Annotated in this window: 13 protein-coding genes; all 13 read left to right on the forward strand. The window is 45.0% G+C overall.

Going from position 1 to position 15,783, the window contains the following annotated elements; all coding sequences use genetic code 11:
- Window positions 1-217 precede the first annotated feature (217 nt).
- The 13 genes from IQP38_RS19960 to tssG all read left to right on the forward strand — a co-directional run bounded on the left by IQP38_RS19960 (window position 218) and on the right by tssG (window position 15,738).
- Complete coding sequence (locus tag IQP38_RS19960) at window positions 218-736, forward strand: Hcp family type VI secretion system effector (protein WP_005373415.1); 519 nt, start codon at window positions 218-220, stop codon at window positions 734-736.
- A gap of 72 nt (window positions 737-808) precedes the next feature.
- Window positions 809-2,887 carry a type VI secretion system tip protein VgrG gene (gene tssI / locus IQP38_RS19965; RefSeq protein ID WP_005373412.1) on the forward strand — a complete coding sequence of 693 codons (2,079 nt, stop codon included), beginning with the start codon at window positions 809-811 and terminating at the stop codon, window positions 2,885-2,887.
- 2 nt (window positions 2,888-2,889) lie between these two features.
- On the forward strand, window positions 2,890-3,372 hold the full coding sequence (locus IQP38_RS19970; RefSeq protein WP_193837939.1) for a hypothetical protein: 483 nt from the start codon (window positions 2,890-2,892) through the stop codon (window positions 3,370-3,372).
- Window positions 3,373-3,466: 94 nt separating this feature from the next.
- On the forward strand, window positions 3,467-4,786 hold the full coding sequence (locus tag IQP38_RS19975) for a hypothetical protein (protein WP_193837940.1): 1,320 nt from the start codon (window positions 3,467-3,469) through the stop codon (window positions 4,784-4,786).
- Window positions 4,767-5,759: a DUF2169 family type VI secretion system accessory protein gene (locus IQP38_RS19980; RefSeq protein ID WP_193837941.1), complete on the forward strand. Its 993-nt coding sequence runs from the start codon at window positions 4,767-4,769 to the stop codon at window positions 5,757-5,759. Before IQP38_RS19975 ends, IQP38_RS19980 begins: the two co-directional genes overlap by 20 nt.
- Window positions 5,752-6,696: a hypothetical protein gene (locus tag IQP38_RS19985; protein WP_193837942.1), complete on the forward strand. Its 945-nt coding sequence runs from the start codon at window positions 5,752-5,754 to the stop codon at window positions 6,694-6,696. Before IQP38_RS19980 ends, IQP38_RS19985 begins: the two co-directional genes overlap by 8 nt.
- A 237-nt stretch (window positions 6,697-6,933) precedes the next feature.
- Window positions 6,934-8,934, forward strand: a complete 2,001-nt coding sequence (locus IQP38_RS19990) for a serine/threonine protein kinase (protein ID WP_193837943.1) — start codon at window positions 6,934-6,936, stop codon at window positions 8,932-8,934.
- Window positions 8,921-10,495: a type VI secretion system protein TssA gene (gene tssA, locus IQP38_RS19995; RefSeq protein ID WP_017633757.1), complete on the forward strand. Its 1,575-nt coding sequence runs from the start codon at window positions 8,921-8,923 to the stop codon at window positions 10,493-10,495. The genes IQP38_RS19990 and tssA overlap by 14 nt, the downstream gene beginning before the upstream one ends.
- A gap of 26 nt (window positions 10,496-10,521) precedes the next feature.
- Window positions 10,522-11,028, forward strand: a complete 507-nt coding sequence (tssB, locus tag IQP38_RS20000; RefSeq protein ID WP_005373381.1) for a type VI secretion system contractile sheath small subunit — start codon at window positions 10,522-10,524, stop codon at window positions 11,026-11,028.
- Window positions 11,029-11,036: 8 nt separating this feature from the next.
- Window positions 11,037-12,512, forward strand: coding sequence for a type VI secretion system contractile sheath large subunit (gene tssC, locus IQP38_RS20005; RefSeq protein WP_005373378.1), 1,476 nt, complete (start codon window positions 11,037-11,039; stop codon window positions 12,510-12,512).
- Window positions 12,513-12,573: 61 nt separating this feature from the next.
- Window positions 12,574-12,984, forward strand: coding sequence for a type VI secretion system baseplate subunit TssE (tssE, locus tag IQP38_RS20010; protein ID WP_033906409.1), 411 nt, complete (start codon window positions 12,574-12,576; stop codon window positions 12,982-12,984).
- 10 nt (window positions 12,985-12,994) lie between these two features.
- Complete coding sequence (gene tssF, locus IQP38_RS20015; RefSeq protein WP_064376649.1) at window positions 12,995-14,743, forward strand: type VI secretion system baseplate subunit TssF; 1,749 nt, start codon at window positions 12,995-12,997, stop codon at window positions 14,741-14,743.
- Entirely contained in the window at window positions 14,740-15,738 is a 999-nt protein-coding gene (gene tssG, locus IQP38_RS20020) for a type VI secretion system baseplate subunit TssG (RefSeq protein ID WP_042523537.1), read from the forward strand. Before tssF ends, tssG begins: the two co-directional genes overlap by 4 nt.
- Window positions 15,739-15,783: the final 45 nt, after the last annotated feature.

A 15,783-nucleotide genomic window follows, 5' to 3' on the forward strand; every position in this document is an offset into this window, starting at 1 on the left:
TTAAAGTTAGAACAATTTATTATTATCTTAATCCAACTTTTTGGTTTTTTATCCAATAAATTGTACTCAAGATATTAGTGAATAATGTCTTAATTTATTTAAATTGTTGTTTTTATTGCATTTTTAAAGTTGGCACGGACTTTGATTATACCAAGTAGTCGCGGTGATAAGCGATTTGGTGATTTAAACAAAACAGATTTTAGAAAAGGAAATAGCGATGCCAACTCCAGCATATATGTCTATCCAAGGTGAGACTCAAGGCCATATTACTAAAGATACTTACTCTGCAGATTCAGTAGGTAACACATGGCAAGAAGCTCATGTTGATGAGTTCCTAGTACAAGAACTTGATCACGTGCTAACAGTTCCACGTGATCCACAAAGTGGTCAGCCAACTGGTCAACGTGTACACCGTCCACTTGTTGTAACTAAAGTTCAAGATCGCTCATCTCCACTACTATTCAACGCACTAGTATCTGGCGAAAAACTTCCTGAGTGTGTGATCCGCTTCTACCGTACTTCAGTTCAAGGTAAACAAGAGCACTACTACTCAATCAAATTGATTGATGCGCTACTTGTCGATATCCAAACTCGTATGAACCACTGTCAAGACGCAGCAACAGCTGACCGCGTGACAGAAGAAGTGCTTAAGTTCACTTACCGTGCGATCGAAGTAACTCACGAAAACTGTGGTACTGCGGGTAACGACGACTGGCGTGCTCCACGCGAAGCTTAATTGCTCGTCGCGTAAAGATTCAGGGCCAACGATTGTTGGCCCTAATTCGATTATTTGTATCAGGTAAAAGATATGGTGAATGACGTAGAATTTAAATTTGAAGTGCCTGGATGTGGGCATGAATTTCGGGTTGAGAGCTTTCATGTTCATGAAGAGTTATCTAAGCCTTTCCACATCAATCTCTCATTACTTTCACTTGATCCAGATATCTCGTTCGATGAGTTAATACGTAAAGCAGGAACGTTGACACTTTACGGACAAGGTGTTGGGGCTGCGCGCGTGTTCAACGGCGTGGTGAATGAAGTTCGTTACTTAGGGACTGGACGTCGTTTTTCTCGTTATCAATTAGTCTTGGTTCCTCAAGCTTGGTTCTTATCTCAGCGCCAAGATTGTCGTATTTTCCAGCAAAAGTCAGCGCAAGACATCATCACAGAAGTACTCGATGATGGGGCAGTCACCGATTACCGATTTGAAGTGTCGGGTACTTATCCTCCAAAAGAATACGTTCTGCAATACCGTGAGTCTGACTTGCACTTCGTGCAGCGTATGATGGCTGAACACGGTATGTGGTATTACTTTGACCATAGCGATTCAAATCATACGATGGTCATTGTCGACAGTAATGACGCGATTGCACCTTTGATAAGCTCGCCACTAAATGCTTCTTACATTGGGCCGATTGTTTATCATGCCGATGGTGGCGGTGTTGCCGATCGCGAACATATCTCTGATCTCGAGTTAGTTAACCGCGTTAGAACGGGACAGGTTACGTATACAGATTACAACTACGAACACCCTAAAATTCCACAAGAGATGACACAGGCTGGCGAGCTAGACCAAGATCTCAAGCAGTTTGATTATCCTGGACGATACGTCGACCCGCTGATGGGGCAGGTGAGAACCACGGAGTGGATGTCGGAACACATAGTCGATAATCAACAAGTGGAAGCAACGAGTGACGTAATGCGCTTAGCATCTGGTTACAGCTTTAACGTCAGTGACCACCCGCGTTCTGAGATTAACCGCGATTACCTCATGTTGTCTGTAATGCACACAGGTCAAGATCCGCAAGTGCATGAAGATGAAGCGAGTGGTATGCCAACCACTTACTACAACCAGTTCTCGTGTATTCCACGTGATGTGGTGTTTAAAGCGCCTAAACTAGCGGCACCAGTAGTGGATGGCCCTCAAACGGCGGTCGTTGTAGGACCAGAAGGTGAAGAGATTTACACCGACAAGCTTGGTCGAGTGAAAGTACAGTTCCATTGGGATCGCTACGGTGATAACAACGAGCATTCAAGCTGTTGGATTCGTGTAAGCCAATCCATGGCTGCGCCAACATGGGGCGCAGTTTATTTGCCGCGTATTGGCCACGAAGTCGTAGTAACTTTCCTTGAGGGGGACCCAGATCGTCCGTTAGTTACGGGCGCAGTTTACAACGGTTTGCATTTCCCACCTTACTCTTTGCCAGAAAACAAAACTCGTACCACGTTCCGCACGCAAACGCACAAAGGAACAGGTTACAACGAGTTGAGTTTTGAAGACGAAGCGAACCAAGAAGAAGTCTATATTCACGCTCAAAAAGACATGTCGACCAAGGTACTCAACAACCGTTACCGTGATATCGGTCAAGATGAATTCTTGAAGGTTGCACGTCACCAAACGAATGAAGTTCATGGTGACCATAAAGAAACCATTCATGGGCATAAAACGACACAAGTAAACAGTACGTTTACCGAGACAGTCGAGCAAGACGTTACCGTCACATACAACGCGAACGAAGCCCAGTATGTGAAAAACAATTCTGACTTAGAAATTGGTGATAACCGTACGACTAAGATCGGCAAAAATGATGACTTAGATATTGGCGAAAACAGTAACCTTACTATCGGTGCGTCTAAGAGTTCAGATATTGGTGCGGATGATAACCAGACGGTTGGTGGCAACCTAACGGTATCAGTGAAAGGTAACACCGCTTATAAAGCTGATGGTGCAACGCAAATTATCAGTGGCGACAAGATTGTATTGAAAACGGGTGGTTCCTCTTTAGTGATGAATAGTGATGGTTCAATAAAGTTATCAGGCTCGGCTATTACGATCGAAGGCAGTGACAAAGTCGTCGTGAAAGGTGGCAACGTAGTGGTTAACTAACAATGGAAAAACAACCTCTTACAACAGAAGTAATATCAGAGCAGCAAGCCGAATCAACGGCTTGCTTTTCGCGTTTTGGAAGAATAGTGGGTATCAATGAGTCTACGGGCAGTGTGCGAGTTGATTTTGATGGTAACCCATTTAAGCAGCCACTCACTGCGAGACTAGGACGTGGCTTTCGTCGTTCTGAGCTGCAAATGGCTATCGATAATCGATTAAGTTGTCGAGTTGAATTTTTGAACGACGACTTAAGCTTGCCTCTTGTGACGGACATTTTCTTCTCCATTCTGGATGACTCTGACGAGTTTGTATTGCGAGCGAAGAAGATGGTTATCGAGACAGAACAAGAGTTGGTAGTCAAAAGTGGTGAGACAGAAACTCGCTATAGCGGGCGCGATGGACGAATTACCACTAAAGCGAAGTACGTCACTTCTCAAGCAGAAAAAGCACAAAAAATTCAAGGCGGAACGATCGCAATTAACTAATTACCTAGCATTAGCTAATTTACGTCGAGTTAGCTAATTACTTTGTATTAACTAATTGCAATCGCGTTATGGCACGCTAATAACGGATAACTAGATGCGACAAAGAATCGGTGTCGAGCACCTAAAGGCACCCATAACCAATCAAGAAGTCGAAGGCGCGTTAGCAAAAGCTGATCGCGCTGTGAATGACCTTTCCCAGTTGCCGGTAACATGGCTGGATTTCTGTAATGAAAAGCTGTCCATTGCTTCTGAAAGTATCGGGTTTTTAATCAGGCAGCGAGTTCAAATTCACAAAAGGGGTTATCCAAGTCGTGAGTTGGCGTATCTCAAGCTGATCGAACGCCAAATTGAAGAACTGAAGCAGGTGTACTTGTCGTTTTATCGGCTAGCACCGGGGTTGATTCATCAGTTAAGAGGCCAGGAGCCAGAAATCTACAGCTGGCTGATGCTACAGGGCGAGTTGGGCTCAGAGTTGGATAACCTTTTGTGCGGATTGAGTTTACTCGAAGATATTGACGCTAAAACCGCAATGGTCATTGCCGTACAATCTCCGGTTGAATCTATGGATAGCACGCTTTCGGAGCTTATTGAGGGCAATGCGACATCCAGTGCGTTTTACTTTGAATGCTTACGTGTACGTCAAACATTAAGTGTTTCTCTCATCAAGCGCTGGCACAAAGCCAGCATCATTAGCTCTCATGTTGCTTTGCCACTGCTCGCTTTACAAGACGTGAAAGAGGGGATTGATTGGCTCAATGACAATGCAGGCAGCGAACAATATCTATTTGAACGTTTGATTACCAAACGTGACAGAGGCACTTGGTTCCGTCAGTGCTTTGGCATCGAACCAAATGGATTACCATCAGCGCAAGTGCTCACTTATGCCAAGTTACTTGAGTTAAAAGAGTTTGAGGCGTTTGATATCTCTTCTTCATTAGCACCTGTTGATTTTGCGCTGGGTGGTAATTGGAAACTGGTGCCCCAAATCATCGAGCACTTGGAAAGTCTGGAGGAAGCTGAAGGTGAAATTTGGCTTCAAGCCTTGTATGTCGTCTACGGAAAGCTTCTTCCTCTGAATCCGCAAGATGTTGGTGTCGAGTATGAATGGGAAGAGATCGTCGATCTGCTCAATGAGTGGGTGGAAGATGAAAAATATATCCGAAATCTACCAAGCCGCTTGGGTTACGCATTGAGCTTCGAGTCTACGTTAGCTGCGATGCAAGATTCTAACGTTGATGTGCTGTTCCGCTATTGGCTATGGCGTCAACTCTGTATTCAATCCAGAGCCTACGTGCCTTGGGATATGGCAATGCCGATTCATCAACAAGACTGGAACTTTAACAATTTAAAGGCCGCACCTTCTGCGAGCGAACGATTCAACTTAAGGAATAGCAATGCAGTTATGGGATATTGAGGCGCACCCTGAGCTATCACTTAAAGGTCGTTTTCAACGTGACGAAAACGGCGATGAAGTGTGGGTTGTGGTCGCCAAACGCACATGGCAATTCGATGGTGTGGTTTGGCACGAATTAGGTGAAAGTGAAATCTTCGATGATCCCCAATATTTGGGCGAAGAAGGCTTCTCTGCGATGAAAGTTGACCACGAGTTCGCGTATACCAAAGACAACACAGATGTACTTGTTTACGGCAAAGCGCGCAGTTACGCGAAAAAGCCAGTGACATACCAAGAGTGTCGCGTGTTGATTGATGGTCATATCGATAAGATTCTCGCTATTCACGGGGAACGCGTATGGGTTGAGCATGCTGGCAGTATCACGCTGAGCAATCCAGTCCCATTTATTGAAAAAGACATTGATTACACTTGCGCGGTAGGCGGTGATTTACGTAACCGAATAGGTGGTGGGGTTGCCGACTCCAACAAAGAATTGCTTGAACAGAAAGTACCCTCGATTTTTTATCCCCGAGAGGACTGGAGTGCCGCCGCGAAAAAGCTACGCGTTGCGGGGTTCGGGCCTGTGCCTCCGTTCTTTGAGTCGCGCCAGAAGCTGGCCGGCACGTTCGATGACGATTGGATTGAGAATCGCAAGCCAATGTTGCCACTCGATTTTGATAAGCGGTTCTTCCAAAGCGCGCCTATTGATCAACAGTGCAAAGGCTTCCTTCGTGGGGGGGAGCGTTTGATGATGAGTGGTTTTTGTCATGATGACACGCTTTCATTTCGAATTCCTAAAGAAAAATACCGTGCGATCGCGACGTTTAAAGGTCAAAGTTATCAAGCTGATATGGCGATGTACACCTTATTCGTTGATGCGGAAAAGAAAACTATATCAATCAGTTACACCGCTGCGTTTCCTTGTCAGGGCAAGGAGCATTTGTTGGTGTCGACATCCATCACTAAGTTGGAAGAGGTAAGCGAGCATGCATAATTCAACAGGCCGTTACGTGCTAGGGATGGAAGTGATGACGCCAACCGGTATGAATTTAGATATTGCTAGTGCAGTTTCGTATGCTGATTTAGGAAGATTCGACCAATGTGTAGGGGATGATGGTATCGAGCGTTTTACTTACGCCAAAATCGAATACACCAAAGAAAGTGAGCAGTTTGAAAAAACGTGTGAGTTAATCACCCACTTGCTTGATTCATTATTAGCACAGTTACCACGTTCATTGAGACCAATACCTTTGCTTATAGCGGTGCCTGTGTCTGTTTCTCTAGTAAAGGTGCAAGAATGGCTTGGTGAAAGTAACTATGCTGAATTTCTCTCTGTGGTGAATGCTGTTCATGCCAGTGGGCCTAGTTTCGTTCTCCAGGCCATGAAATCATTGGATAAATATGATGCTATGATGTGTATCAGTGTCGATTCCTTGGTGAGTTCGATGCAAACACTCATCGACGATGCGATGGTAATTAGTACCAATAATCCATGGGGCGTTATTCCGAGCGAGGGTGGGGCGGGTTTAATTCTTTGTCGAAAAAACACCGTAGAAACATTGAAACTTAAGCCTCAAGCGCAGCTTGGCTACATTGATACGGAATTAAACACTTCAGACCGAAGAGGCATGTTTCGACTTGTTCAACGTGCGAGTAAAAAGCTCGATTCATTTGGTGAAGTGTATTCCGATATGACGAACCTTCGTATGCACTCGGAAGATTACGGTTTTGCTCTGGGGGCGAAAGCAGAACGATTCACGAACCCAGAACAACCGCAGCTTATCAATGAGTTGTGGGGCACGATGGGCATTTGTTCTTCTCTCGCTTTAATTGCCTTTGCGGTCAGAGAGCACCACTTTAAGCAACCAACTACGTTGTTAATGTTCGACTTTCATGGTGACAAAGGAGTTCTCCAATTACTGCAATGTTAGTGGGCACTCATCGATCAAATGGCAATGAAAATATACTCATATTATTAGGTTGAAGTTTGTAACACGAAAAAGCGTATAACTCATGCAGTGAAAGCGTAAGTAAAAAGGTCTAATAAGTTAGTAATAATAACTAAAATAATAGGCTTACTGTTTGTTTTAAATACCAACCTTGATACAAGTACGTTCAAGAAAATATTATTCAACTCTAATAATATTTATTCTATGAAAGAGTACTAAGTGTCTAATAATCAGAGTACAGCCAAAGGATATATCGATCAGTTGGTTGTTAAAGCTATTGAGAAAAAGAAACTGAATGAGCAAAGGCTAGCAGAAAAAAATAAGCCGAAGCTTGAGTACGTGCTTTTTTCACAGTTTGATGTATTAGACAAGCTTCCTTCTAGAAATGGTAAGACAACGGTTTACCATCTTGCAAAAAAAGGGCAGCCAGAGAAGCAAATCTGTTGCAAAGTTATCAATGATGACTCGCCAGAATTTGCGAGCAAAATGTTGATTAACGAAGCGAGCAGGCTGGAGCTTTCTCAACACCCTAGCGTGGCTAACTTTGTAAAAATCGGCAACGAATTCGAACGCCCATATTTGATGTACGAGTGGATCCAAGGTGAATCACTGGCAGAAAAAATGGAGCGTCATTCTTCTAAAGGCTTCCGCCACGACCACATCGCTTGGTTGGTGTATCAACTCGCTGGCGCTCTAGAGTTTATGCATACAAGAGGTATCTGCCATCTTGATATTAAACCATCTAACGTATTAGTGAGTGAAGGCGATTACGTTAAGCTCATTGATTTCGGCGCTGCTCGTTACATTGGAGAGACAGAACCTTACGCAGAAGCAAGCTTGAGCTACGCTTCCCCTCTTTATATAGAAACTGGCATCGCGGAACCGCAAGATGATGTTTACTCTCTCGCTTTGCTCGCTGGACATCTATTTTTAGGCTCAATATTTGGTGATGCTTGGAATAAGCAGTTAAAAGACCGAAAGCGTCCGGCTTTGATCCCGGCTCATATTTGGAAATTGCTGAAAGAAGTCATCAACAAACCAAGAGGGCATGGCTATACCGCTATTTCTTTTGCTCAACAGTTAGCGCGAATCGATACGCAATCAATTAGCTCAAATTCTAACGCACCAATTTTCAGTAGCTTGCGTAACGCGGACTTGCTGCTTACACACTGTAAGCCAAATGATAAAACGGCGTATGGTCGCTTTAAAATATTAGAGGCGAGCTTAGTGTTGAGTGTGCTGGCAACAGCAGGAAGTTATTTGTATCAACAGAATAAAGATCAATTGGATGCCATTTTTTCCCGAGGTGTCACTACTGTAACTCACGTTATTACGCCCTCTGAAACGGCTTCTTTTTTGGCTCAGCCTCCATGGAAAATCAAAGAAGAATTGTCTCAAGCTACTCAGAGTATTGATATGACAGAAGCTTATCGAACAGCATATCAAGCTCAGCAGTTAAGCCTCTCGAATTTATATGAAGAAAAACAGGCTCAGTTAACGTCGTATCAATCGTTAGCGGATGGCTTACCAATGGCATTAGTCGAATTACGTAAGGAGCTTGTCACCTTGCGAGAAACCCTTGTTCGTGACGGTGCTCTGTTTCCATATGCGGATGAGGCGTTGACTAAAGTGATGTCTGGGTTAAATGTCGCGTCTATCGATTCCATGAAAGTATCTGCCATAGCTGGCAGTCGAGATAAGCAGATTGCTCGCTTAATTTTAGATGGTGAAGCTAAGCTCGCAGAAAATGAAATGAAAGAGGCATGGTTGTTAAACCAGTCACAAGCCTATTTTTACAACCAAATCTTACCAAAGGCTGTGATGGAAAATATTAATGACTCCATCGATAAACATGCAGAGGCGCACTTTTACACCAAAGCAATTGAAGAAGCCGAATTAGCCAAAGCCTACTTCGGTAATACGCCAGAACTAGACAAAAAAATAAAGGATTTAATCGTCGCAAGAAGCGAATTTATTTTGTTTAGCACCGTGATGGAGCAATCCGTTTACGACAAACAAAAGCTACATGAATCCCTTGCCGATTTAGAACGGAATGCACCAAGTAAATTTACAGAAATCACGAAAATTCTAGATAGCATGGCGTCGGATGCGATTGAGCAGAGCCATCGATTATCTAAGCCAGCAAATGGCGCAATTGCGGTAGCGCGTGCGTTGAGAGATTACTTGACTGAAGGAGACGTGAATTTTGTCCAACATTGATATCGATCGTCTGCTTAATCCTATTTCTGATGAATCTCCAGTGGGAAACGATGCCCGTTACGAGTTTTGCTATGAAATGATGGAGTCCGAAGTGAAGAAATTCGGTTCCTTGTTTGGCGAAACAGTAGATTGGAGCGTGGTAAAAACGCACGCGACTGAAGTTCTAGAGCACCACAGTAAAGACTTAAAAGCCATTTGTTACCTCGTTCGCGCGCTAACAGAAGAGTTTGGTCTGCAAGGCTTTGAACAAGGGTTGAAGCTGCTTAGTGAGGCGTTAAATCGCTTTGGCGTTGAACTGTATCCTTCGCGAAAGCGGGGTCGAGATGGCGCGGTCGAATGGTTGAACCATCAGTTTAAACTGGTCAGCAGCAAGTTAGCGGAAAGCGCTCAGTCATGGGATTTGGTATCAAACTGCATTTCGACTATTGAAGAAGTGCAGCGTCAGTACGACGAGGTTTATCAAGACTCAGAAGCGGATTTCTTTGAGATTCGCACTCAACTCAATGTTTTATCTCAACAAGCGGCGGCTGATGAGCAGAGCGATGAAGCAGTCGTTAACGTCGAACAAGCGGCGCCTGCACCAGCTACGCAGCCTGCTGCCGCAGAAACGCCAGCGCAGAGTGAAGTGCAAACCGCACCGGTGAAGGCGGTTCCGCCGGCCCCTAAACCTGCGCCAGTTAAGAAAGCGGTGGCAAAAGAAGTGGATGTCGATACGGACTTCTCTTCGCCGACGGCTTCTAAGCGCACCTTGAAGAAGGTTGCGGAAGTCATGCTTCATGCGAACCCAAGTGATCCGCTGGCTTACCGGATTTATCGTCATCTGACTTGGGATGACATTGATGGTCTACCCGACCACCAAAATAATCAAACGCCTTTGAGCTTGGCAGTGTCGTCCGATCAACAAGCGGAATACCGAGATAAAGCTGACCAAGAAAGCGACATCGACACCATTAAGCGTTTGGAGCGCACATTAACGGATGCGCCGTTTTGGCTGACGGGCCATTACTTCGTGTATTCGATGCTTAATAACTTGGGCTTTGATGATGCAGCGTTTGCTGTGAAACAAGAAGTGACGCGTTTTGTTGAATCGCTAGAGGGCATCGAGCACCTCTCATTTAAGAATTCTATACCATTTGCAGATGAAGCGACCTTGAGCTGGTTATCGACTCAAGATACTACTTCTTCGACTTCTCAACCCGTTGTTCAAACGGTTGTGATTTCGCAGGAAGACTCGCTGCCAATGGAGGATATCACTCTAGAAAATCTAGGGGAATGTGCCGCAGAGCTTGCCCGTAAACTTGAGCTGGATAGCTCGGGACGTGGGCAGTTCATGCTGTATTTACAATTGATAGCAGCTTACCAGTCTGTTGGATTATACCCGTTGTGTTTGCCGTATCTTGAGAAGGGGTGGGAAGTACAAAAAGCGTTTAATCTCGCGAGCTGGGAACCCCACTTATCGTCACAGTTAGAAGACCTAATTCGAAAAACACTCCATCGGTTATTTGGAAGCAAGGATCTTCTACCTGAGAAGTATGAAGAGTGGAAAGCAATTTACGACTAATTAAAGAGTTAGATAAGGAACGAATTATGTCACGTGACGGCTCGGTGGCTCCTAAAGAGCGAATTAATATCCGTTATGTTCCAGCAACTGGCGATACGCAAGAAGACGTAGAGCTGCCGCTAAGCATGATGGTAGTTGGCGACTTTACTGCGCGTGCAGATGAGACACCAATTGAAGAACGTACTCCAATTAACATCGACAAAGACAACTTTAACGAAGTGCTAGAGGGCATGTCTCCAAACGTTAAAGTCAACGTTGAAAACCGTCTTTCTGATGAAGAAGGCGGCCAGATTGGTGTTGATCTGACCTTCCAAAACATGAAGGACTTCTCTCCTGAAGCGATCGCGAAAAGTGTACCTGAACTAAACAGCCTACTTGAGCTTCGCGAAGCCTTGGTTGCACTTAAAGGTCCTCTAGGAAACGTGCCTGCGTTCCGTAAGAAGATCGCATCGGTTCTTCAAGATGAAGAAGCGAGAAAGAAACTGTTGGATGAACTAAGCATTGGCAACGACCAAGACGCGAAAGAAGAGTAAGGGATATCATGTCTGCAGAAGCACAAGCGCCAGAACAAGAAGCAGCCTTAGTTGAATCAGGCTCACTTCTGGATAGCATTCTTAACGAAACACGTTTAAAGCCAAGTGATGAAGGTTTTGACGTTGCAAAACGCGGCGTAGAAGCATTCATCAGTGAGCTACTAAGCAGTTCGAACACAGAGAAAGTCGACCAATCTCTGGTTGATCTGATGATCTCTGAAATCGACCAAAAATTGTCTAAGCAAGTTGATGCAATTCTTCACAACGAAGAAGTTCAAGCGATTGAATCAACGTGGCGTGGCCTTAAGTACCTGGTTGATCACACTGACTTCCGCGAGAACATTCAAATTGAACTGATCTCTGCGAAGAAAGACGAAGTTCTTGATGACTTCGAAGACGCTCCAGAGGTGGTGAAGTCTGGCCTGTACAAGCAAATCTACACACGTGAATACGGCCAGTTCGGTGGTAAACCTGTTGGCGCCGTCATTTGTGATTACGCTATGTCAGCTTCGTCGCCTGACATCAAATTGATGGAATACATGGCTAACGTAGGTGCAATGTCTCACGCACCATTCATCACGTCGGCATCGGCTAAATTCTTTGGTCTAGACAGCTACGAAGAGCTGCCAAACCTAAAAGATCTGAAGTCTGTATTCGAAGGTCCACAGTACGCGAAATGGCGTGGTCTGCGTGAGCACGAAGATGCGCGCTACCTAGGTCTATGTACGTCTCGCTTTATGCTACGTACACCTTACTCTGTTGAAGATAACCCAATCAAGGCGTTTGACTACGATGAGCAAGTAACAGACAGCCATGATAACTACCTATGGGGCAACTCAGCGTACGCGATGGCGTCTAAGATCAGTGAATCATTTGCTAAGTACCGTTGGTGTCCGAATATTATTGGTCCTCAAAGCGGTGGTACTGTACAAGATCTACCGGTTTACAACTTTGAAGCTATGGGTCAAATCGAGACTAAGATCCCAACCGAGATCCTGGTTTCTGACCGTCGTGAGTATGAGCTAGCAGAAGAAGGTTTCATTGCGCTAACCATGCGTAAAGGTTCTGACAATGCGGCGTTCTTCTCTGCAAACTCTGTTCAAAAACCAAAAGTGTTTGCGAACACGCCGGAAGGCAAACAAGCCGAGATGAACTACAAGCTAGGTACTCAGCTTCCTTACATGTTCATTATCAACCGTTTAGCGCACTACATAAAAGTGCTACAGCGTGAGCAAATTGGTTCTTGGAAAGAGCGTTCTGACCTAGAAATCGAACTGAACAAGTGGATTCGTCAATACGTTTCTGACCAAGAGAACCCGCCAGCGGAAGTTCGTGGTCGCCGTCCGCTTCGTGCTGCGAAGGTTGAAGTATCAGACGTAGAAGGCGATCCAGGCTGGTACAAAGTATCGATGTCTGTACGTCCTCACTTCAAGTACATGGGCGCAAGCTTCGACTTGTCTCTAGTTGGTAAGCTAGACCAATAACCCATTACTGAAACCATCAAGCAGCCAGTGAAGACTGGCTGCTTTTTTCGTAGGACCGCATATGGAAAAAGGTTACCGTCTTTTAGAGCGGATCGAGCTAGGAGAACCAAAAAACTGCTACGAGAAAGTGGTGTCTCATAAGCATTTGATTGAATCCATTCACTCGCATCTCGCTGACTTGTTGAATACGCACTCCGGCAACGCAATGATCGACAATGAGTATGGTCTGCCAGATTTTAACGACGTACTTTCTAACAACACAAACCTCGTTCGCCATATTCAAAAAAACATCACGTCAACCATAGAACGCTTTGAGCCCCGACTGTTTAATGTCGAGGTTCATTACCGTGAAGACCACCATAATCCATTACAACTCGGCTTTGGTATTCGCGGCGAAGTTTCCCATAACGGCGGTAAAGTCCCAATGTCGATCGATGTCTACATGGGAACCGACGGCCAATTTAACGTTTAGTAGGTGCCACTTGAGTAACAGTAAATACTTTCAAGATGAACTCACGTATTTACGCGAGTCGGGTAGTGAGTTTGCCAAATATCATCCGAAGTTAACTCACTTTCTCTCTGAAGGAACTTTTGATCCAGATGTCGAACGACTGCTGGAAGGTTTTGCTTTTTTGACCGGACGCATCCGCGAAAAGATTGACGATGAACTTCCTGAGCTAACGCAATCTCTGATGACTTTGCTGTGGCCACATTACATGCGTTCGATCCCGTCTTTGTGCATTAGCGAACTAAAACCGCATACCGGAAGTGTTACTGAGAAAACCGTGGTGAAACGTGGTGCGGAAATGGCCAGCGAGCAGGTAGAAGGCACGCAGTGTTTGTTCCGTACTTGTTATGACGTCAATCTATACCCAATTACGATTACTAACATTGAACAAACTAACAGCCGCACCAGTTCGATGATTGATGTGACGTTATCGACGGAGCATGGCCTGGAACTGTCTCGGATCGGCTTAGACACGCTGCGATTGCATCTGCATGGTGAGATTCATATTACTCGCACCGTCTTCTTATGGATGTTCCGTTATCTAGATTACGTCGAGCTGGATGTTGGTGGCGGCTACAAACATCGTTTAGGGCCAGAATACGTTAAGCCAGCCGGGCATGAAGAGGACGAGGCGCTGTTGCCTTACAGCAAAAATTCCTTTGCAGGCTACCGTTTGCTGCAAGAATTCTTCTCTTTGCCAGATAAGTTCATGTTCTTCGACATCAAGGGCTTAGAGTGGCTAAAAGGCATTCCGCAACGCAGCACGGTCAAAATCAAATTCCACTTTAAGCGTGCTTTGCCTTCAGAAGTGGTACTTAAAGATAAACACTTAAGGTTGCACTGCACACCTGCGGTTAACTTGTTTGAAAAAGACGGCGATCCAATCCGCTTAGAGCATCGACGAAACGAGTACAAGGTGCGTCCACAAAGTAACACTCAGGAGCATTACGAGGTTTATTCCATTGAGCAAGTGGAGAGCTGGAGTAAAGACGAGCGTCGCCGAAAACCACTGATTGAATTTGAATCGTTTGAGCACCAAATCAACCAGCGTGATAAGCGAGAATTCTACAAATCCAAAGTGGGCGAGCGAGTAAGCGGAAGAGGGTTAGAGCGCTATATCTCATTCCATACTCACAATGGCGACATCGCGGATTTAGGGACTGAAACAGTATTGATGAAACTGCAATGCAGTAACGCAGACTTAGCGGAGCGCCTGTCAGTAGGAGACATCACTTACGCGACGCACAAATCGCCAACGTATGCGACGTTTAAAAACATTACTAAGCCAACACAGTCAGTAAGTCCTCAGGTTAATGGTGAACTTCAATGGCAGTTGATTGCCAACATGTCGCTCAACTACTTGTCTTTGGCCAATATCGATGTGTTGAAAGTGTTGCTCTCGACTTACGACTTCCACTCTCGAGTCGATAGACAAGCCCACCGCGCGTCGATTCATCGACTTGATGGCATTATTTCTTCAGAGATGAAACCAATCGATCGCGTATTTCGTGGTGTATCTGTGCGTGGTAACCAATTCAAGCTCGTGACGGACTCTAAGTTCTTCGTAAATGAAGGCGATATGTTCCTTATGGCCACGGTATTGAATGAATTTATCCGTTTGTATTCGAGTGTGAACTCCTTTACCGAACTAGAGGTGTTCGATGAAGCGACGGGCGAGGTTTACAACTGGGCAAGCCTAATCGGGCAGCAGACGATACTATGATTAACACACTTTCTGATAAGTCGAATGAGTTTAGTTTCTACCAAGCGGTGTTGCTGTTAGAGAAACACTACCAGTTGGAGCCAAACTCAAATTTTGTTGCCGTGGGCGAGAACAAATACTTCCATCAAGAGCGAATTGAGTTCAGCGTGTCGCCAAACCTGTGCTTTCCAAAGAGTGATATGGATTTTATTACTCATATGGAAAGAAACGGAAAGCAATATTCACGTATTGAGACGAACTTTCTTGGCTTGCATGGTTCAAGCTCGCCCCTGCCAGCGTCTTACACTGAGAAACTCGTCGGTCGTGATCCCGATGATAACCCAGTGAAGGATTTCTTCGACTTTTTCCACAACCGCTATACAAGCTTACTGTATCGTGTTTGGAAGAAATACCGATATCACGTGCAGTACAAAAGCGGGGCAAGCGATGCGTTTTCTGGGCGCATACTGCATTTGGCTGGTCTCTCTAGCGTTATGCAAGATTGTGAAGTCGCGGAGTTAGATCGAGCGAAAGTTCTGTCTTACGTGAACCAGTTATCTACGCGTACACGTTCACCTAAGCTTATTTCCGGTATTGTTTCGCACTACTTTTCACTGCCGAATGTGCGAATCGAAGAATGGGTTTATAGACGCGTAGAAATCGCTGAAAGCCAGCGTAACAAACTCAATCGTTCCAATTGTGTATTGGGGCAAAGCTTACACTTGGGACAAAGCATTGCGGATTTGAACGGCAAGTTTAACTTGTGTATCGACAACATTGATTTTGAAACGTTTAAGCAGTTTTCCTACGATGGTGAGTTACATAAGACGCTGGTGGGCTTGATGCGCTTTATTCTGCGTGACCCAATGTCGTGGGACCTAAAGTTGACAGTTAACCTCGACAGTATTCCAGAAAACAAACTGGGTAATGGAGAAGGGAACCAACTAGGTCAAACGTTCTGGCTTGGTAACCCAGGTGATAAAGACGCCAAAATTCGACTTATCGGAAGCATATAAGAAAGCCGCTCAACGAGCGGCCCTTTATGTTTTCCTCAAAGAGGT

The organism is Vibrio sp. OPT41 (genome assembly GCF_015163595.1).
GTDB classification, from domain to species: domain Bacteria; phylum Pseudomonadota; class Gammaproteobacteria; order Enterobacterales; family Vibrionaceae; genus Vibrio; species Vibrio alginolyticus.